General features: G+C 47.5%; 14 protein-coding genes and 2 tRNA genes. 11 read left to right on the top strand and 5 right to left on the bottom strand.

Annotated elements, in window-relative coordinates; translation table 11 throughout:
* Positions 1-1,203 (top strand): cobalamin-independent methionine synthase II family protein, encoded by a 1,203-nt coding sequence (locus J2S36_RS03615; RefSeq protein ID WP_309955659.1) that lies wholly within the window; start codon positions 1-3, stop codon positions 1,201-1,203.
* A 353-nt stretch (positions 1,204-1,556) separates the two neighbouring features.
* On the top strand, positions 1,557-3,719 hold the full coding sequence (locus J2S36_RS03610) for a beta-glucosidase family protein (RefSeq protein ID WP_309955657.1): 2,163 nt from the start codon (positions 1,557-1,559) through the stop codon (positions 3,717-3,719).
* 161 nt (positions 3,720-3,880) lie between these two features.
* Here J2S36_RS03610 and J2S36_RS03605 read toward each other — a convergent pair whose 3' ends face one another.
* From J2S36_RS03605 to J2S36_RS03595, 3 genes are all read right to left on the bottom strand, one after another.
* On the bottom strand, positions 3,881-6,673 hold the full coding sequence (locus tag J2S36_RS03605; RefSeq protein ID WP_309955655.1) for a DEAD/DEAH box helicase: 2,793 nt from the start codon (positions 6,671-6,673) through the stop codon (positions 3,881-3,883).
* Positions 6,674-6,816: 143 nt separating this feature from the next.
* Positions 6,817-8,181 carry an MFS transporter gene (locus tag J2S36_RS03600; protein ID WP_309955653.1) on the bottom strand — a complete coding sequence of 455 codons (1,365 nt, stop codon included), beginning with the start codon at positions 8,179-8,181 and terminating at the stop codon, positions 6,817-6,819.
* 130 nt (positions 8,182-8,311) lie between these two features.
* Positions 8,312-9,049 (bottom strand): glycerophosphodiester phosphodiesterase family protein, encoded by a 738-nt coding sequence (locus J2S36_RS03595; protein ID WP_309955651.1) that lies wholly within the window; start codon positions 9,047-9,049, stop codon positions 8,312-8,314.
* A 331-nt stretch (positions 9,050-9,380) separates the two neighbouring features.
* On the opposite strand from J2S36_RS03595, the gene orn reads away from it, so the two are divergent.
* Positions 9,381-10,040: an oligoribonuclease gene (gene orn, locus J2S36_RS03590; RefSeq protein ID WP_309955649.1), complete on the top strand. Its 660-nt coding sequence runs from the start codon at positions 9,381-9,383 to the stop codon at positions 10,038-10,040.
* A gap of 233 nt (positions 10,041-10,273) precedes the next feature.
* Here the strand turns inward: orn and J2S36_RS03585 are convergent.
* Together J2S36_RS03585 and J2S36_RS03580 are read right to left on the bottom strand one after the other, a co-directional pair.
* A tRNA-His gene (locus J2S36_RS03585) sits at positions 10,274-10,346 on the bottom strand.
* Between the two features lie 163 nt (positions 10,347-10,509).
* Positions 10,510-11,439 (bottom strand): ATP-grasp domain-containing protein, encoded by a 930-nt coding sequence (locus J2S36_RS03580; RefSeq protein WP_309957473.1) that lies wholly within the window; start codon positions 11,437-11,439, stop codon positions 10,510-10,512.
* Between the two features lie 18 nt (positions 11,440-11,457).
* On the opposite strand from J2S36_RS03580, the gene J2S36_RS03575 reads away from it, so the two are divergent.
* The 8 genes from J2S36_RS03575 to pyrE all read left to right on the top strand — a co-directional run bounded on the left by J2S36_RS03575 (position 11,458) and on the right by pyrE (position 20,287).
* Positions 11,458-11,676 carry a hypothetical protein gene (locus J2S36_RS03575; protein ID WP_309955647.1) on the top strand — a complete coding sequence of 73 codons (219 nt, stop codon included), beginning with the start codon at positions 11,458-11,460 and terminating at the stop codon, positions 11,674-11,676.
* A 97-nt stretch (positions 11,677-11,773) separates the two neighbouring features.
* A tRNA-Lys gene (locus J2S36_RS03570) sits at positions 11,774-11,846 on the top strand.
* A 605-nt stretch (positions 11,847-12,451) separates the two neighbouring features.
* The gene (locus tag J2S36_RS03565; RefSeq protein WP_309955646.1) at positions 12,452-13,708 is read left to right on the top strand and encodes a dihydroorotase; all 1,257 of its coding nucleotides are present in this window, start codon (positions 12,452-12,454) and stop codon (positions 13,706-13,708) included.
* Positions 13,709-13,819: 111 nt separating this feature from the next.
* Positions 13,820-17,023, top strand: coding sequence for a carbamoyl-phosphate synthase large subunit (carB, locus tag J2S36_RS03560; RefSeq protein ID WP_309955644.1), 3,204 nt, complete (start codon positions 13,820-13,822; stop codon positions 17,021-17,023).
* A complete protein-coding gene (locus J2S36_RS03555) occupies positions 17,020-17,868 on the top strand; it encodes a dihydroorotate dehydrogenase electron transfer subunit (RefSeq protein WP_309955641.1) in 849 nt (282 codons plus the stop codon). Before carB ends, J2S36_RS03555 begins: the two co-directional genes overlap by 4 nt.
* Positions 17,865-18,827, top strand: coding sequence for a dihydroorotate dehydrogenase (locus tag J2S36_RS03550; protein ID WP_309955639.1), 963 nt, complete (start codon positions 17,865-17,867; stop codon positions 18,825-18,827). The genes J2S36_RS03555 and J2S36_RS03550 overlap by 4 nt, the downstream gene beginning before the upstream one ends.
* 76 nt (positions 18,828-18,903) lie before the next feature.
* A complete protein-coding gene (pyrF, locus tag J2S36_RS03545) occupies positions 18,904-19,605 on the top strand; it encodes an orotidine-5'-phosphate decarboxylase (protein ID WP_309955637.1) in 702 nt (233 codons plus the stop codon).
* Between the two features lie 34 nt (positions 19,606-19,639).
* Positions 19,640-20,287 (top strand): orotate phosphoribosyltransferase, encoded by a 648-nt coding sequence (gene pyrE, locus J2S36_RS03540; protein WP_309955635.1) that lies wholly within the window; start codon positions 19,640-19,642, stop codon positions 20,285-20,287.
* Positions 20,288-20,293 lie beyond the last annotated feature (6 nt).

Below are 20,293 nucleotides of genomic sequence, written 5' to 3'. Positions count from 1 at the left end.
ATGAATTCACCAATTCAAATCACTCACGTAGGTTCGCTTCCGCGTCCCGAGGCGTTGCTCACTGCAAATAATCGCGTGGCTGCAGGTGAGATGGAGATGGGTGAACTTGATTCGATTTTAACTACCGCAGTGGAAGATGTGGTGCGCAAGCAAGTGGAGCTCGGAATCGATATCGTCAATGACGGCGAATACGGGCATGCTACCTCTGGCGCAGTAGATTATGGCGCCTGGTGGAATTACTCTTTTTACCGGATCGGTGGTTTGACAATGACGGATGTTGATCGTTGGGCAAACCCGGAGCGTGTGCGTTCGACCCCAGGAAATATTCGTTTGACTTCGTTTCCAGATCGACGCGACCGTGCGCGCTTCAACGAGGCTTATACGGATCCGTCATCAGGAATTTTTACTGGACGGGCAAAAGTAGCAAATCCGAAAATCACAGATAAGATCACTTATACCGGGCAAGACCTGGTGCAGCGCGATGTGCGTTTGTTGCGGTCAGCAATGGAAAAGACGGGAGCAAAGCAAGGGTTCATTGCAGCGATTTCTCCCGGTTCAGCTGCGCGCTTGCCGAATGAATATTATGCTGATGAAAAAGCATTACTTTCTGATATGGCGGACGCTTTGGCTGTGGAATATCGTGCGATCACGGATGCCGGTTTGATTGTGCAGATTGATGCTCCAGATTTGGCTGAAGCTTGGGATCAGATCAATCCAGAACCGAGTGTGGAAGATTTTCAGGCTTGGTTGCAGTTACGGATTGATGCAATCAACCAGGCACTAGTCGGAATTGATCCGGAATTAGTGCGGCTGCATATTTGTTGGGGCTCATGGCACGGGCCACATACTACTGATATTGATTTTGCGCATATTGTAGATCAATGTTTGCAGGTAAAGGCAAAGAGTTTTTCATTTGAAGCGGCATCCCCGCGGCATGCGCATGAATGGCGCATTTGGGAAGAGCGCGAATTAGGGCAGCGGAAATTAGTGCCGGGATTAGTCTCACATTCAACAAATATTGTTGAGCATCCACAGCTTGTGGCGGAGAGATTAGAACGCTTTGCCGCTGTGGTAGGAGCTGAGAATCTGATTGCCTCCACAGATTGTGGTTTGGGCGGGCGGATTCACCGGCAAATTGCCTGGGCAAAATTGGAAGCACTGGCAGAAGGAACACAGATCGCAAATCAGCGTCTCGGATCATAAAATGAACGAACGGCTGCGTCTTCGGGCGCAGCCGTTCACAAATTTCACGAGTATTTCATGGAGTAATGATAAAAGTTTGCGACTAGGCAATAATCGCTAATTGCTAAATAATGACTTTGAATTTCGATAGCAGATGTTCGCAGTAGTGATAGCTGTTACAATTTGATTACCGACCAAAGCGCAGCGTGGCGCGCTTGCCATCGTTTCCGCCCATGATTTTGAATCTGCGAAGTAATTTGAGATTTGATTTTCGATGGGCACAAATATCGTTCGGTAATTTTGCGATTCGGCAAAATTACTGAAGCAAATTGCGGTTTGCAGTAACACTGCAAAAATCAGAAAGGGAAATGCCTGTGGCGATAACTGAACGTCCGTGGATGGATGAATCGCTCACTGACCGTGAGCGCGCTGAAAAGCTAGTTGAAAACATGACTTTGGAGCAGAAAATTGCCCAGCTCCACGGTGGAATGGAAACTATCGATATCTATTCCGTCTCGAATGAAATTGATCCTGAAGACGAAGAAGCAATGGCACAACTTGCGATGCAAATTCGGATCGAACGGCATGTTCCAGAACTTCCAGAACTTGGAATCCCGCGATTCCGGATCACTAATGGTCCAGTAGGGGTTGGGATGGGGGATGGCACTCCGTCGCCGCCTGCTACTGCGTTGCCGATGACGATCGGTGTGGCAGCGTCATTTGATCCGGAACTTGCATATAAATACGGGGATATTATTGGGCAGGAAACTTCTGATTTAGGTCAGCATGTACTTGAAGGACCAGGCGTATGCTTGCATCGCACCACTACCGCGGGGCGGAATTTTGAGTATTTCTCAGAAGATCCGTATCTCAGTGGCGTAATGGGTGTGGAAGTGACGAAGGCGATTCAGTCACACAATATTATTGCGATGGCCAAGCACTTCGCGGTAAATGATCAAGAATATGAGCGCTTCCGCACTAATGTGGAAGTAGATGAGAAAACTTTGCGCGAAATGTATCTCCTACCATTTGAGATGGTGGTTAAGGACGGCAAAGTGGCAGCGATCATGAGTGCATACAATCGCGTCCGTGGTACTTACGCAACTGAAAATCGCTATTTGCTCAATGACGTATTGCGTCGGGACTGGGGATTTGAAGGATATGTCCAATCTGATTTCTGGTCTGCACGCTCTGCTGGTCCTTCCTTGAATGCTGGTTTGGATCATGAAATGCCGGATGCAAAGTGGTTTAACGAGAAAAACCTGAAGGCAGCGCTGAATGATACTTCTACCGAAATTGAGCTGATTGATCGTGCGCTGATCCGGCGCTATACGCAAATGTTCCGCTTCGGGCATTTTGATACTGTTTATAATCCGGTAGCGATCGATGCACAAGCACATGGTGCGATTTCGCGTGAGATCGGTGCCGAGATGGCAGTGCTGTTGAAGAATGCAGAGCAAATTTTGCCACTTGATCCAAATACTGCCGGATCGATTTTGATTGTTGGGCAAGATAAATTCGCGGGGAAAGCATGCCAAGGCGGAGGCGGATCTTCCAAAGTTGATCCGCTCTATACGGTTGATCCGGAACCAGGTTTGCGCGATGTGATCGCAGACTTAGGAGGAACTGCAACGGTTGAGAGCTTTATCGTGGAACGCGATCTGAGCAATCTTGCGGATGCTGTTGCAGCTGCCCGAAAGGCTGATACCGTCCTGATCATGGCTGGTTTGATCGCTACTGAAGGTGCGGATATGCCGTATCTGGTGATGCCACATCAGCAAAATGAGATGGTAGCTCAGTTGTTGGAAGCAAACCAGCATACTGTGGTGGTTTTGAAGTCCTCAGCTCCAATGGTAATGCCGTGGATCGACGACGCCAGCACGATTCTTGAAGTTTGGAATCAAGGCGCGGAAGACGGTCATGTGGTTGGCGATTTGATTTTCGGTTCAGTGAATCCTTCCGGTAAGGTTCCGACCACTTATCCAAAGACGGAAAATGACTGGATTGGTCATGAACACGAAGAACGTTACCCAGGTGTGGATCTTGGTGAAGGCTATAATACGATCACCTATTCCGAGGGTGTAATGATGGGGTACCGCTGGTTCCAGCATGAAAATATTACTCCTGCATTCCCATTCGGCTATGGTTTGTCGTATACCACATTTGCGATTTCTGATGTGGCTTGCGAATCGTCTGTTACTGCTGCAAACGGTGAACTGCGAGGTGCAGGTAAGCTGATCGTGAAAGCTCGCGTTACTAATACTGGCGAAGTTTCAGGGAAGGAAGTAGTGCAGGTCTATCTTGGTTTGCCTGGTGCAGGTGAGCCAAAGAAGCGTCTTGTTGGGTTCTCGAAGGTAGAATTGGCTGCTGGTGAGAGCACTGAGGTGGAAATTGTGATTGATGCAGCTGCAAGTAATCATCCGCTATCAGTATGGAGTGATTGCGTTCGTGATTTCGTAGTGCCTGCAGGTGAATTCAAAGTTTATGTCGGGACCCATGTGGAAGATGATGCAAATATCTTGCATTTCACTGCGTAAATAAGGATGTGAAGCGTGCACCTCTTGCCTGAAAAGAGGTGCACGCTTTGCTGTATTTTCCAGGAGCCGAAATAGATTTGATGCCATCAGTATCAATCAGGAAAACCATTTTCGACGCTTGCATGATTTGAAGCATCGAAGCACTTGTATTTATGCATGAATTAGCGTTGGCCAAAGTTGATCAGCTGCAAGATGAGCTCGTCAGCCGCATCAGAGGCGTCGAGATCTACATAAGCCCAAAGCGCCCACGCCAAATCATCTTCTCCGTCATCAAGCACTTGAATCGCCAGCCAGATCCGGCCAGTAGCATGACTCTCCAATAATTCCATCGCCAAAGTGTCATCAATTCCAGCCTGCAATAAATCCGCAAGTGCCGGATCTTCCAATACTTGGAAATATTTCTCAGAACGAGCCGCCGTATCAGTGCCGAGATAATCGTATTCAGCAAAATATTGGTCTACCGCTGTAGCCCAACGGTTAAAATCCCAGCCGTGAACATTAGCTGCAGCAGTGAGATAATCAAGATCATCGCGATCAATTGCTTCCACAAAACTGAACATTTGATTGCGGATCGCACGACGCAATTTATGTTTATTTCGTGAGAAACTGATTTTTCCGTCAGCATTCGCACCAAAAGCAAGCTCGGTGCCTGAGGTGCCATCGTCAGATTCATTTTCGTTAAAACTGGAAAAGGCTGCATCGCTACCAGAATTTATTTCTCCGCGTGCTAATGCTTCCCATTCGTCAAGTAAGGAAGAATCAATCGAGCGTACAAGTTTTCCGAGCCAATCAATAATTGCATTTATTTCGTCAGAGCGCACATCATGAGGAAGGATCTGACGTAATGCGCGGTATGTATCAGTTAAATAGCGCAGTAGCACTCCTTCGGAGCGTGCCAGATCGTAGCGTGACACAAACTCGGTGAATGTCATTGCTTCTTCTACCATCTGCCGTACGATCGATTTGGGTGAAAGCTGGTGGGAACGCACCCACGGATTCGTTTGCGCATAAATTTCTAAAGCTGGTTTCAATAATTCAGCAAGCGGCTGCGGATATGAAATTTCATCTACGATCTGGATCCGCTCATAATAGTCTACGCCTTCATTTTTGAGGCGATTGATTACTTTTCCGCGCTTAGCTTTTTGCTGTGCAATCAATACCGGTAAAGGGTCTTCTTGTACTGCTTCAATTACGGAAAGTACGTCCAGGGAGTAGGAAGGGGAGAGTGGATCAAGCAAATCAAGTGCCGAAAGCGCAAACGGAGACAGTGGTGCATTTAGGGCAAAATCACTCGGCACATCTTTTCGGAAATGAATCGTATGGTTTCCGTTTTGGGGATCAAAATTTGAGTGATTGGAGCAACCTGCGGCAGAATTGGAGCTATTTTGGGCGGGATGCAAAGATGCAGGCATTCCATAAGCATCACATTTGTGGGCAGTGCGCCAATCGCGGTTTTCGTGCTGAATTACTTCGGCTCGGCGTAAAGACGTGTAAATTTCGATTGCCTGCCGAATGAGCAGATTCCGCTCAGTGCTTGGTTCATGATTTTGAGTCAGCAGGCTGACGGCTGCCCGTACTGGATCTGGGCGTTGGAGCAAATTTAGGATCGTGGCATGATTGATCCTAAATTGCGATTTTAGTGTTTCCGGTTCTTTCTGCTGCAAAGTTTCAAAGGTTTTTTCAGACCAGGTGAGTTTTCCTTCCTCCGGTTTTACTTTCTGCACGCGTTTCAGTTTTTGCGCATCATCGCCAGCATTCCGGATGCGGCGCGCATTTTCGATCTCATGATCAGGGGCCTGCACAATCACATAACCGATGGTATCGAAACCAGCTCTGCCAGCGCGCCCTGCAATTTGATGAAATTCGCGGGCATTTAAGTGCCGCATTTTATTTCCGTCAAATTTTGTGAGACTCGTGATCAGCACTGTGCGAATCGGTACATTGATTCCTACTCCGAGAGTGTCCGTGCCGCAAATGACATTTAATAATCCTGCTTGTGTTAAACGTTCTACTAGTCGGCGATAGCGCGGTAACAACCCGGCATGATGCACGCCAATGCCTTTGCGTAAAAGCTTCGAGAGCACTTTCCCGAATCCGGCACCAAACTTATAATTTTCTAAGACTGCTGCAATCTGCAATTTTTGTTCTTTTGCAACCAGGCTCATTGAGAGCAGCTGTTGCGCAGTAGAAATAGCTTCACGCTGTGCAAAATGTACCACATAAACCGGGGCAAGATGCGTGGTGACGAGTTCCTGAATCACTTCGCCAAGCGGATTGGTTGACCAGGAATAATGTAAAGGCACGGGGCGGATCGCATCGTCGATCACACTCACATTACGTCCGGTGCGCTTGTGTAAGTCTTTTTCCAGCCAACTGGTATCGCCGAGCGTGGCGGAAAGAAGGACTTGCTGTGCTTGCGGTAATTCAAGGAGTGGTACTTGCCAGGCCCATCCGCGTTGCGGGTCTGCATAGAAATGAAACTCGTCCATCACGACCATCCCGCAGTCTGCATTTTCCCCTTCGCGCAGCGCAATATTTGCCAAAATTTCAGATGTTGCACAAATAATCGGGGCGTTTGCGTTGATTGCTGAGTCTCCCGTCACCATGCCCACATTGTGCGCGCCAAAATATCGAATCAACTCGAAAAATTTTTCTGATACTAAGGCTTTTAATGGAGCAGTGTAGTAGGCGGTCACACCCGTCGCCAGTGCAGTGAAAAGCGCTTGCATCGCAATCAGCGATTTTCCAGAACCAGTGGGGGTAGCGACGATCACATGATCTCCTGCGACGATCCCAAGTAGTGCATCTGATTGGTGGGGATACATCGTTTTTCCAGTGCTGGCAACCCAATCGGTAAATGCTGCTGCGATTTCCTCGGCAGGAGGTGAAAAACCGTGGGCATCTTCAAGATGATCAAGAGCAAGATTTAAGGCAGGAGCGTTGTGGGTGTTCATAGTTTTAAGTTTAGCTGCTAAAACGTATTAACAGTTGATGCAAAAGCATAGCTATGATTTTGCAATATTTTGGATAAAGTTGCAGCTGGTGTACCTCCTCTTAGAGATACACCAGCTAAAATGTCTTGAAATTAATTTTGTAATTAGCTCTGCTTAGCTGCTGGCAATTCCGTTTCGGAAATAATTTTCTGATTGCTCATCCGCCTATTGATAATCGCTAGGATCAATGCGCAGGAAGCACCGGCAGCAGCTACTACAACTGTAATTAACAGTACAATCTGATAGCCGTCATATGGATTATCTTTGTAGTGCTCTACGATTCCGGCGGTCATTGGGTGCGCCCAGAATACGGAAGCGTAGGCGGCAAAAGAACCTACAGACATCGCTGAACCAGAAATCTGCTCGGGCAGATGCAATTCTGCAATTGGTGCCAGAATCACTGCCTTACCCATAAATACCCCTACTGCCATCACCATCAAGAGCACCATTGCTGGCCACATCATATTGGGGTCTGCTGGCAGCCAGTAAACGCAGAATGCTCCTGCCGTCGTAATCGTGAGTGCTACACCGAGCATGACGGTTGATGATTTGAATACATAATCAGCAACAATTCCAGATACTAAACCTGCAAATACGCCCACAAGCCCAGTGTTAAAAATACCGAAGATTCCGGCTACTGAATCTGATGCGTTAAATACGAGTTTTACATAAGGAGCTGAGAGGTAAATCAGATTCACGTAAGTCCAGTAGATGCACATTGCAGCTAAACCGGCAAGCCAGACGCGAGGCTTTGCAAGTACTTGAAGTAAACCAGCTAATGCCGCCATATTCTTGCCCGCAGTTTTTTCGCCAATCTGCACTGATTCGGCAATTGCATTTTTTGGCAAGAAACGCAACAGCGCGATCACAATCGGCACAAGCAGCAATGCGTATCCCGCACCAAAGATTTTTAAAACAATGGTAGTTTGCGCAGGGAACAAACCGATTACTGTGATTACTACGAGATTCATCACTACTTCAAGTCCGCGACGGATTGTTTCAAGCAACCCCATTGCGAGCCCGCGTCCTTTGCTGTTATCGTCAGCTGATACAAACACAACCCCATTCACAACAGCAGGCCATCCGATTGCATCCCAGATACCCCAGCTGATGGCGATAGCAACCATCACGTTGAATGGAAGATTGGGGATGAGGAAGAGGATTAAGAATGTTACAAGACGCCATCCAGCAAAAGCAATGAGAATTGAGCGAATCGTAAAACGATTATTCACCCAACCTGCAGGTACGTAAAAGAACATTGCAATTCCAATCCAGCCCATCAAGATGCCGAATTGGTCAATACCAATTCCCAAAGATTCGGTGAGGGGAAGAATCAAGGCGCCCTTAAATGCTTCAAAAGATACATATACAAGCTGACCGGTGAGTACCACCGTCAAAAATGCGCCAATTTTGCCGCGCCGTAAAAATGAGGGAATACGTGACTTGGAAGTCGCAAGATTTTCATTCATGATTATTTTCCTAGTAGTGATTGTTTGAAAAAGTGTGCAAAAAATTCCACCCGATGTATAGGCAAAAGAAAAACGCCTAGTACGGGTTAGTGAATATCGTGATAATTATTGGCAGGAGCTCAGATTAGGCCTAGAATTCGTGAGCAATATCTGTAAAGACCCCAGTTGCACCCCAATTGAATAACTCGTTTGCGCGAGCTTTACTATTTACTGTCCAGACGTTCACTCCGTATCCTGCGGCACGGAATGTTTGCACCATTTGCTGCGTGAGTCCAGTATTTTCGGGATGAATATAGCTTGCGCCTACAAGTTCAAGGATTGAACGCCAGTCTGGCCAGAGATTTTCTTTTACAAAGAGCGCGCCAATTGGAATATCTGGACGGCGTTCGTGTACGTGATGGAGCAGAAGATGGTTGAAGCTGGAGATAATGATTTCTCGTTCCGGATCGAGACGTTCCAGCTCTGCGAGTGTATTTTCGATCAATTGGAGTGAAGTGTCTTTTCCGCGCTCGTTTGATTTCAGTTCAATATTTGCATTTAAGCCAGTCTCGTTCATTAACTCGACGAGTTGTCTGAGAGTTGGCATTGGCTCACCTGCATATTCGCGCGAGAACCACGCACCGGCATCAATTTTGGGTAGATCTTCAATGGATAAATCATAAAAGTATCCTGATTTATTTGTGGTGCGATCGAGCAGGGTATCGTGGATGATCACGGGAGTGCCGTCACCAAGAATATCCACATCGGTTTCAAACCATTTTCCGCCCTGATCGGCGGTCATGCGAATTGCGGAAAGTGTATTTTCTGGTGCAAGCGTATTTAGTCCGCGATGTGCAATTATTTCCCGGTTGAGAATTTGATGTTTCATTTTGCCTAACTATCTTTATTCGTCATTGAGTGCCAGATATGATCTATATGAGCCAAGATAATTGCATCACTGCAGCATCTTGAATTGTAAAATAGATTATCTAAAAGATACAACAACACCTTTTATGCATAGTGAAAATATCGCGAAATGGGAATCTGTCCATGTTCAGCGGTTTTATATGTACATTTGTGCAAAGATTAGGTTTGTGAATTGCAAAGTATCTGAGCTGTTTGCGTGTGCATATAAAGCTGATACAGCTGCAGCTTGAGGTGTTTCAAAGCAAAACTGTGCGAATACAGGATCAGGGGAAGCAGTTTGCTATGCTTGAGAAGTGAATAATTTTACTGCGCAGAATAGTCCAATTGTTTGGATCGATTGTGAAATGACGGGTCTGGATCTTGAGCGTGATGAGCTTTGTGAAATCGCGGTAGTAGTGACGGATTCAGAGCTGAACCCTTATGATACTGGATTGGATTTGGTGATTCGCCCAGGTGCTGCAGCCGTAGCGCAGATGAATCCTTTTGTGCGGAAGATGCATACAAAAACTAATCTGATTCACGAATGGGATGAAGGGCTTTCGGTAGCGCAGGCGCAGGCGCAGGTTTTGGAATATATCAAACGGTTTGTGCCAGAAGCGGGGAAAGCGCATCTAGGTGGAAATTCTGTTGGTACTGATAAGAATTTCTTGCTTAAGCAGATGCCTGAGCTGGTTGATTACCTACATTATCGGATCATTGACGTTTCGTCGATCAAGGAATTGGTAAAACGCTGGTATCCGCGAGTTTATTTTGCTGCGCCGGAAAAAACAGGCGGGCACCGTGCGCTTGGTGATATTTATGATTCCATTGACGAGCTGCGTTATTACCGGGGAGTGTTAATGCCAGACGGGGAGGGGCCGTCGAGTGCTGAGGCAAAGGATGTAGCTGAAGAAATTTTGGCGGACTTGACGGCAAAGCGGGCTGCCGCAGCGCATACTCGTTTATCGCAGTAAATTGGAGAGTACGGATTCTTTAAGTAGGGACTGTTTATCTGAGTTAAACGTCTTCCAGCCCAGATGCCGGATAGTCGGCTATTAGCGGTGAGTCTTTTGTAGTTTCGAAAAATTGCTGATCCGTCAGAGGATGGAAATAGACAGGAATGCAATATTTGATTTGCTGTAACGCGGGGATAGCTTAAATATTAGAAATCGCAACCAGGATGGTTGCGATTTCTAATATTTAGTTGGGTGGCTAACGGGACTTGAACCCGCGACCCCCTGGACCACAACCAGGTGCTCTACCGACTGAGCTATAGCCACCATATTTGTGCAATCTGCAGTATGCAGTAGCAACGAATAGAAACTATATCAAAAGCTATGACGCTGTGCCTAATCGTTTTTTCGAGAAAGCTCGTGAAAGGCGTCACCTGTGTTTTGATTTTCGGCATCAATTGGGGGTTTGTTGAGATTTGGTTTGTTTAGCTCACCAAAAAATACGGGTCTGAATCGCGTCGGCAAAACGAGTTAAGTGTTCGTCATTTGCTGAAAGGTATAGGGAGGAATCGATCAGTGAAATTTCCATCACGTAAAATTCCGATTCGGAGTGCTCATCTCCACGTACGATATCTACACGGTTGAATAAAAGGAGCTCGTCATGCCCGGAAGTTTCTTTAATATATGCGTGGAGGGCTGAGCGGATCTTCTCGCCCCAGCGCCATGTTTCAGCTGACGCATTACCTACATGGGTGATTTCGTCAACTACATTGGTTTCTTCTACTGTGCGGAACCGTGGGTGAAGCATTGGCTCTTTTTCGACCTGATAAGAGGCTAGCCCGTTGAGGTAAATCAGCGATGTTTCACCTTGCCGGTCAATCACGTCGAGGTATCGCTGCACCATTACCGTTCGACCGTGCCGCAGTTCGTGTAGTGCGTGATTGATTGCTTCACCGCGTGAACGTGGATCAGTGGCAGTGTATCGTCCAGTACCACGCCCGCCAGAGGAAATCGCAGGCTTTACTACAAAGTCTCCGGAAGCGGGAAAGCGTGAATGGATTTGCTGTTTTGTAAGATTCTGCCCGGGTTCGAGCCAGAGTGTCGGGATTGTTGGCAGGCCGTGCTTTTGGAGGGCTTGCAGATAGTGTTTATCTGTATTCCATGTCATAGTGTCGGCAGAGTTAAGGATGCGCGGCACTGAGTGTGCCCACTTTACGAAGTTATCGCGGTCTTGGGCATAGTCGCGTACTGAGCGGACTACTACCACCCCTGCTTCATCCCAATTTACGCTCGGGTCATCCCAAACTGCGATGCGTGGTTCAATGCCTCGTTCACGCAGAGCGTCTGGGAGATTTTCTTCGTCTTTGTCGAGGTTTGGGAATTGAGAACTTGTGGCGAGAGTGACGATTGGAGCGGACAAGTTACGTTGCACCTACCTGTGTCTGAATCAGAAGTTGGGTTTTATTCAAGATTAATGATTTTAAGTGTATGCTACGGCAAAGAGTTAAGTGAAACGCGATTTGGGGTATTCTCAATAGCTCGGGAAATGGTGCGCAGCACGGTAGCTGTGTGGCTTGGTGCAAGCAAAGAATTTCATTGCGCAGTGCTTTATGACTCGATTGTTGGGGAAATGAATAAGGCATTAAAAATGTGGTAGGTGAAATTTAAGCCTTGCTAGTGGGTGAGGTCACAATAAAAAATGCGAATCGGACTTGCTTATTTTTATCTTGTTTACTAAAGTAACTTCATGTTGCGCACCGCTAGCTCAACTGGCAGAGCATCTGACTCTTAATCAGAGGGTTCTGGGTTCGAGTCCCAGGCGGTGTACGAATCGAAAGAGGCATCCAGTTCGGATGTCTCTTTTGTTGTTTTTATCGAATTTTTGGTATCTCATTATTTGGTTTTCATTTCCAGTATGTGGCGCTCATTTTGCGAACCATATTTTTGACTGCTATGGTTACTTCAGCTTAATTCCAAGCAGTGTGTATTTCAAAAAGAATTAGGTGCGTAAAAGGAGAGACGATGCGAAAGATCCACAACTTCTGTGGTTTTGATTCGCTGATTTCTTTTTTCGCTTTGGTGGCAAAGAAGGAGTATTCCTCGCTGCGAAAATTTATTTCGAACATTACACGCCAGTTGCCTACGGCTTTGCTTTTTGCCAATGATTCTTGGATCCCAACGAGTTCTTGGAAACTTGGAGCAGATAATTTTCCAAAGCGGTCAATGTATCGTTTGCAGTTTCTGATTTCCAAAAACGATAATCAATTGAATTCGTTATTTAATTTTTCGATTTTCGCCTTGGCTTTTCAGCCAAGGCTTTTTTGTACCCAAATTTGCCAATATTTCAGCTTTCGCGCTGAAGGGATGATGCGAAAAATTTTAGACATCTGGGGTGTATCGCAAATGCGTATTTGTATTGAAGGAGAAACAAAATGAAACCAATTCAGCGGCTTGCACAATTTGCAAGCACGGCAGTTTGCAGCGAAAGTGCTGCTTCCGTTTTGCTGCAACAGATACGTGCTGCACAGGAGCAGGGGAAAATTTCGCAAAATGTGGCAGTATTCCCCGGATTTTGTGATGTGCATGTGCATTTGCGTGAACCTGGGCAAACATACAAAGAAACAATTGCTACTGGTACTGCTGCTTGCGCCCGCGGCGGGTTTACTACCGTTGGGGCGATGCCAAATCTCGATCCAGTACCAGACTCTCTTCCGGCACTTGAACTTGAATTAGCAGCGATCAAGCGCTCATCGCTGATTGAGACGCTCCCGTATGCGGCTTTTACAAAAAATGAAGCTGGTGTGGAGCTATCTGATATCGCTGAGCTTGCACCACAAGTAATTGGATTTTCTGACGATGGACACGGGGTAGATGGAACTGCGTTGATGCAAAAAGGTTTGCAGCAACTCGCTAAAGCCGGCTCGATAATCGCCGTCCACGCAGAAGATGGCGAGCTACGCCCGCAAAATTCGTGTATTAATGACGGACCCTATGCTGCAAAACACGGTCTGATCGGAATTCCAAAAACTGCTGAATATCGCCAAATTGAGCGCGATATCCAACTCTTGCGTGAACTCAAAGCAGCCGGGATCATGCCAAAGTATCATGTGTGCCATATTTCATGCGGTGAATCTGCGGATTTGATTCGGCAAGCGCGTGCAGAAGGGCTTGATGTATCATGCGAAACCGCAATGCATTACTTACTGATCGATGAATCAATGTTGATCGATGACGGCAGATTTAAAATGAATCCGCCATTGCGTGAACCGGCAGACCGGATTGCGCTTATTGCAGCGCTCATTGACGGCACAATCGAGATGATCGCCACCGACCATGCGCCACATTCGACTGCTGAAAAATCGCGTGGTTTGCGAGATTCAGCATTCGGTGTAGTGGGAGTCGAGATATCCTTCCCGCTTTTTTATACCCACTTTGTGCGTACTGAAAAAATCAGCCTTGAGCGGGCAATCGAACTATTTTCTACAGTAGGACGAAATAGATTCGGTATTCCTGCGCGTGATAATGACTTCACGATCTGGGATTTGGATGCACAATACGAAATCGATCCGCAAGATTTTCTTTCGCTCGGCCGAGCGACCCCTTTTGCAGGGCAAAAAGTTTTTGGAAAATGCCTCGCTACATTCCATAACGGAACGATGGTCTACCAAGATCCGATCTTTTCTGCTTGATCCCCGCATAATCTGGCAAAAATAAGTGAATTTTTGCAGCCCGTTCACAAAATTTATCAAACGTAAAACAAAACATCGTCAAGAGAAAAAATACAAATATAAGGAGCAAACATGCCAAAGAATACTGAAGTGAAAACTGTGCTGATTATCGGTTCAGGACCGATCGTGATTGGCCAGGCTGCCGAATTTGACTACGCTGGCACACAAGCATGTCTGGCTCTGAAAGAAGAAGGCTATCGGGTGATTCTGGTTAATTCCAATCCGGCTACGATTATGACGGATTCGCAAATTGCCGATCGCGTTTACATGGAACCACTGACCCTTGAGTATGTGGCAAAAATTATTCGGATGGAACGGCCAGATGCGATCGTTCCCGGAATTGGCGGGCAAACGGGTTTGAACCTTGCAATGCAGCTGGAAAAGAAAGGGATCCTGGCAGAGTGCGGTGTGAAATTGCTTGGTACCCCGTTTGAATCTATTGAGCGTGCAGAAGACCGTGAAGAATTTAAGGAGCTTTGTGAATCAATCGGCGAGCCGGTGATCGCATCTGAAATTGCTTACTCAGTAGCAGAAGCGCTGGTGGCAGCGGAAAATATCGGATATCCAGTGGTGCTTCGTCCAGCTTTCACTCTTGGCGGCACCGGCGGCGGTTTTGCGCATAACCCAGAGGAGCTGGCGGAAATGATGCACAATGCATTGCAGCTCTCGCCAGTACATCAAGTATTAATTGAAAAGTCGATCCTCGGTTTCAAAGAAATCGAATTTGAAGTAATGCGTGATTCTGCTGATAAAACGATTTGTATCTGCTCAATGGAAAATATTGATCCGGTAGGCGTGCATACTGGAGATTCGGTAGTGGTAGCACCAGCACTTTCACTCAGTGAACACGATCTAAATATGCTGAAAAATGCGGCATTCAAACTGATTCGGGCACTGAAAATCGAAGGTGGATGCAATGTGCAATTTGCGCTTGATCCTGCATCCTCAAAGTATTTCCTGATCGAAGTTAATCCACGCGTTTCACGTTCGTCAGCACTCGCTTCAAAGGCCTCAGGATATCCGATTGCGCGGGTGACGGCAAAGGTTGCAATGGGGATGGAACTGGCAGAGATCCCGGTAGCTGGTACAAATGCGGCGAAAGATCCAGAGCTTGACTATCTTGTTGCAAAATTCCCGCGCTTTCCTTTCGATAAATTCACTGATGCCCCGAATCTGCTCGGTACGCAGATGAAAGCAACGGGCGAAGTGATGGGGATTGGTGCGAATCTTGAAGAATGTATTTTGAAATCAGTGCGCTCGCTGGAAATTGGTGTCGATCATCTGGCGATGCCGAAATTTACTGAAATGAGCGAAGCTGAACTTTGGGAATATGTGCGTGATTTCCGTTCAGACACAATTTTTGCGGTTACCGAATTGATCCGTCGCGGCGGTGAAATTGCCAGAATCCATGAAATTACCATGATCACTGAGCTTTTCCTCGCATCATTTGCAAAAATCGTGGCAATGGAAGAAAAGCTGATCGCAAATAAGGGAGATTTTGCCACGCTGCGTGAAGCAAAAATGATTGGCTTTGCTGATTCGGTGATCGCGCGGCTCTGGAACAGTGATGAAATCTCGATTTACAATCAGCGTAAAGAAGCCGGTCTGACCCCAGCTTTCAAAATGGTGGATACGCTCAAAGCGGGTGCATATGTGCCATATTTCTACTCTTCATACAGCGGTGAGAATGAATCTGTACTCACTGCGAAGCAGAAAGTGATCGTGCTCGGAGCTGGGCCAATTCGGATTGGGCAAGGCGTCGAGTTTGATTACTCCTCGGTACATGCAATCAAAACGATTCGTGAAGCGGGATATGAAGCAATTATTATCAACGATAATCCGGAAACTGTTTCCACTGATTACACCACGGCAGATAAGCTTTATTTTGAGCCATTGACAGTAGAAGACGTATTAGCGATCGTTGATTTTGAGCAGCCGATTGGCGTGATCACTTCCCTCGGCGGGCAGACGGCAATCAATCTTGCTGGTCCGCTTGCTGCGCGCGGGGTAAAACTGCTGGGGACATCATTGGCAGCGATAAATCGTGCAGAAGATCGCGATGAATTTGAGCATCTCCTTTCGGAACTGGGAATTCCGCAAGCTCCTGGGAAAGCCGTCACAAATGTGGAAGACGGAGTGAAAATCGCAAACGAAGTCGGTTATCCGGTGTTGGTACGACCTTCGTTCGTGCTTGGTGGACGGGCGATGCGAGTGGTGGGCGATGATGCGCAACTGCGGCATTACTTGCATGAGGGGCTTGAAATAGATGAAGATCGTCCAGTGCTCGTCGATAAATATATTGCCGGGAAAGAACTTGAAGTGGATGCGATCTGCGATGGGAAAGATGTATTTGTAGCTGGCATCATGGAACTTGTTGAGCATACGGGTGTGCATTCAGGGGATTCCATCTCGGTCTACCCGAGTTTCTCTGTGTCAGGGCAAATCAAAGGCCAAATTTTGCGGTACACGAAAGCCCTCGGACTGGCGATCGGGATCGAAGGACTCTTCAATGTACAATTCATCGTTGACGAATCGGAACGCGTCTATATTATCGAAGTGAATCCGCGTTCTTCGCGCACTGTGCCTTTCCTTTCGAAGGTGACCGGATTTGGTCTGCCTGCGATTGCAACCCGGGTGATCCTTGGCGAATCCTTGAAAGAACAAGGGATTTTTGAGCTTTATCCGGAAGAGCGTGATCGTGTATTTGTGAAAGCCCCAGTGTTTTCCTTCAACAAGATCAAAGGGCTTGATGCTTATCTTTCGCCGGAAATGAAATCTACGGGTGAAGCGATCGGCTACGATGATGATCTCAATCGTGCCTTGTATAAGGCGTTGCAAGCTGCTGGTATGAAATTGCAAAATTATGGAACTGTGCTTGCCACAATTGCTGAACAGGATAAAGAGCGCAGTCTGCAGTTGATCCGCCGATTCTATGACTTGGGATTCAATATTGCGGCTACCTCTGGTACTGCCGATTTCTTGAAGGAGAACGGAATCCGTACACGCAAGTTGGCGAAAATCTCTGACGGTTCACCAGAAATTATTGAAGAAATTGAGCGCGGGCACCTTGCCTATATCGTCAATACGCAAGATTTGAAAGAATCAAGCAAAGTTTCTGACGGGGCGCTGATTCGTGCGAAAGCTTCTGAGTTTTCCGTCACGCTACTTACTTCGCTCGACACGGTGAAAGTGCTGCTTGACGTGCTGGAAGAAATCACACTAACAGCCTCTACGATCGATGCTCCACGCGGCGGAGCGAAGAAAATAGTGCGGTGAAAACAGTGCAGCTGGTTGAATCCCAAATAGAGCTCCGGACGCGAGCGAGAATACTGGAAATCAGTGACCTGACTTCGCAGATATTTCTGCTTAAGCTCGGCTGTGAAAGATTTCCAGATGCCCGGGCAGGGCAATTTGTAAACCTTTCGATCCCTGGATTTTTTCTCCGTCGGCCATTCGCGATCGCAGATTTACGACGGGATGCTGATGGGTCAGTGGAATTGAGCGTGATTGTGGCACGCGTAGGTGGTGGCACAATCACGCTGGGAGATTTGCCTGCCGGGAGTGAAATTTCGCTGCTCGGTCCGCTTGGCAATGGTTTTGATCTGCAACAGATCGTTGCGGAGCAAAGTGCTCAGCCCATCTTGATTGGAGGCGGATCGGGGATTCCGCCGTTGTATCTCCTGGCGAAAGAGCTTGTAGCACGGGGAATAAAGCCACAAGTCTGCTTAGGATTCCGAAGTGCTGACGCGGTTTATTTTGCGGCAGAATTTGCAGAGCTGGGAGCTGCGGTAACGGTTACGACCGAAGACGGTAGCTTTGGAGTTCCGGGATATGCGACGAGCATTCTTCCGCAGTACGCACAAAATGTGTTTGCTTGCGGACCGCTGGGGATGTTGCAAGTTGTCCAGAAATGGGCAGCACATGCTGCAACGGTTGCGCTGCAAACAGCCATGCCCAAACCGAAAGTGCAATTAAGCCTGGAAGCGCATATGGGTTGCGGATTCGGTGCCTGCCTTGGCTGCACAATAAACACTGTGCGTGGATTGGAACGCGTATGCCTGGAGGGGCCGGTATTTGAAAGTAAAGATGTGTATTTCGCAAAACAGGAGGTGCATGCATGAGCGGCACCATTAGCAGCTGCAAATCTGGGATTACGGAGAAAGATCGGCTCACCGTAGAACTTTGCGGGATCAAACTGGCAAATCCAATTATCCCAGCATCCGGTACTTTTGGTTTTGGTGCTGAATTTGCCCGGCTGTGGGATATCAATGAACTAGGCACATTCTCTTTTAAGGGGACGACGGCACAACCGCGTGAAGGTAATGCGCAACCGCGGGTAGCTGATGCACCTGGCGGGATGCTGAATGCGATCGGATTGGCAAATCCGGGGGTGGAAGAAGTTCTGGAAAAAACTCTGCCAAATCTGGAGCAGTATTTTCACAAACCGGTAATGGCAAATGTGGCTGGATTTTCCCTTGCTGAATTTCGCACGGTAGCACAGAAACTATCGCAAGCTGCGCAAGTCGGATGGCTGGAAATCAACATCTCATGCCCTAATGTGCACGAAGGTGGAAAAAATTTTGCCGATGATCCGCAAGCAGCAGCTGAAGTTTGCCGCGCAGTGAAAGAAGTGACGGATAAACCGGTGATCATGAAACTTGCACCAAATGCTGGCAATACGGTGGAAACCGCATTGGCGTGTCAGGAAGCTGGAGCTGATGCACTCAGTCTGGTGAATACTTTCGTCGGGATGCGGTTGGATTTGCGTACCGGAAAGCCGATCCTTGCCAACCGCACCGGCGGAGTATCTGGACCGGGCATATTCCCAATAGCGTTGCGAATGGTTTGGGACGTGAGTCGTGCTGTCAATCTTCCAGTGGTTGGGATCGGTGGCGTGAAATCTGCTGAAGATGTGATCGAGATGATGCATGCAGGAGCTTGCGCGGTGCAAATCGGTACGGCAAATCTGCTCGACCCATATATTTGCCGCGATATTATCCGAAAATTACCGCAAACTATGGATCGTTTGGGGATTTCCTGCCTTGCAGACTTAAATCCAAATGCAAAACCTGGCAGCTGATGTAGGGCTTTGCTGGAACAATGCCGCTAAGAGCGGAAATTAAAAATAGTGGAAACGCTAAAAGAAGGGGAAAGAAATGAATCGAGACGTAATTATTGCCTGCGATTTTGCCTCGCAGGAGGAGCTATTTGAATTTCTTGCAAAATTTGATGATGTGCATCCGAAACCATTTTTGAAAGTCGGGATGGAACTCTTTTATGCTGCTGGGCCGCAAATCGTGAAAGAAATCAAAGCACGGGGGCATAAAATTTTTCTCGATTTGAAATTGCATGATATTCCACAGACTGTGAAAAAGACGATGCGGGTGTTGTCTGAGTTGGACGTGGATTTAACAAATCTTCATTGTGCGGGTGGGATCGAAATGATGCGGGCAGCGCTCGCTGGTCTTACGCGTGCAGATGGCACACGTCCGCTCTTGATTGGAGTTACGCAGTTGACTTCAACCAGTCAGGAAACTCTGGAGCAGGAGTTACTGATTGCGCGGCCAATTGCTGAAGTAGTACGTGAATATGCGTCCAATGCGCAAAAAGCAGGGCTGGACGGTGTGGTGTGTTCACCGCTTGAAGCCGCAACAGTACACGCTGATCTAGGTGCAAAATTCCTGACCGTCACGCCGGGGATTCGTTTTCCAGACGCTGCTGCTGATGATCAGCATCGTGTTACTACACCAGCTCAGGCACATGATTTGGGTGCGGACTTTATTGTTGTTGGGCGGCCAATTACGCAAGCAGCAGATCCCGTAGCTGCGTATAAACGTTGTGTAACAGAATTTTGCTAATGCTTTAAGCGAGAAATAAAAACTAGGAGTCATAATGGAAAATCAGGAAATTTCGCAAATCGTTGCAGCTGCATTGCTTGAAATCAAAGCCGTCTTCTTACGTCCAGAAACCCCATTTACCTGGGCATCTGGAATCAAAAGCCCGATTTATACCGATAATCGGCTTGTGCTCACTGCTGTGAAGCAACGCAATATAGTGGCAGATGCGCTTGCGCAACGGATCCGCGAAGTTTATCCACAAGTTGAAGTGGTGATGGGGACGGCAACCGCTGGTATCGCCCATGCGGCGCTCGCAGCTGATCGGCTCGGCTTGCCGATGGGATATGTGCGCTCGGCAGCGAAGGATCATGGGCGTGCGAACCGGATTGAAGGCCGTCTGGAAAAAGGGCAAAAAGTAGTGGTCGTAGAAGATTTGATTTCTACTGGCGGGTCAGTGATCGAAGTTGTGGAAGCTTTGCGTGAAGCCGGTGCGGAAGTGTTAGGAGTGATCGCGCTTTTCACTTACGGGATGGAGAAAGCAAAAAGCGCAATGGATGCGGCAAAACTTCAGCTAACTACACTCACAACTTTCGATGACGTAGTACAAAAAGCCGTGGTAGATGGCTTAATTAAAGCCGAAGATCGGGCACGTTTGTTCGCTTTCCGGGATGATCCACGTGACGAATCGTGGATGGGGAAGTGAAGCACA

The organism is Arcanobacterium hippocoleae (assembly GCF_031456295.1).
Taxonomy (GTDB): domain Bacteria; phylum Actinomycetota; class Actinomycetes; order Actinomycetales; family Actinomycetaceae; genus Arcanobacterium_A; species Arcanobacterium_A hippocoleae.
Note: the sequence above shows the minus strand (reverse complement) of the source record. Positions and strands in the feature narration are given on the sequence as shown.

Bases quoted from the DNA above. Each gene is read 5' to 3' on its own strand.
- J2S36_RS03615 (WP_309955659.1), top strand. From the start codon at position 1: ATGAATTCACCAATTCAAATCACTCACGTAGGTTCGCTTCCGCGTCCC.
- J2S36_RS03605 (WP_309955655.1), bottom strand. From the start codon at position 6,673: ATGAACACCCACAACGCTCCTGCCTTAAATCTTGCTCTTGATCATCTT.
- J2S36_RS03600 (WP_309955653.1), bottom strand. From the start codon at position 8,181: ATGAATGAAAATCTTGCGACTTCCAAGTCACGTATTCCCTCATTTTTA.
- J2S36_RS03595 (WP_309955651.1), bottom strand. From the start codon at position 9,049: ATGAAACATCAAATTCTCAACCGGGAAATAATTGCACATCGCGGACTA.
- J2S36_RS03565 (WP_309955646.1), top strand. From the start codon at position 12,452: ATGAAACCAATTCAGCGGCTTGCACAATTTGCAAGCACGGCAGTTTGC.
- carB (WP_309955644.1), top strand. From the start codon at position 13,820: ATGCCAAAGAATACTGAAGTGAAAACTGTGCTGATTATCGGTTCAGGA.
- J2S36_RS03550 (WP_309955639.1), top strand. From the start codon at position 17,865: ATGAGCGGCACCATTAGCAGCTGCAAATCTGGGATTACGGAGAAAGAT.
- pyrF (WP_309955637.1), top strand. From the start codon at position 18,904: ATGAATCGAGACGTAATTATTGCCTGCGATTTTGCCTCGCAGGAGGAG.
- pyrE (WP_309955635.1), top strand. From the start codon at position 19,640: ATGGAAAATCAGGAAATTTCGCAAATCGTTGCAGCTGCATTGCTTGAA.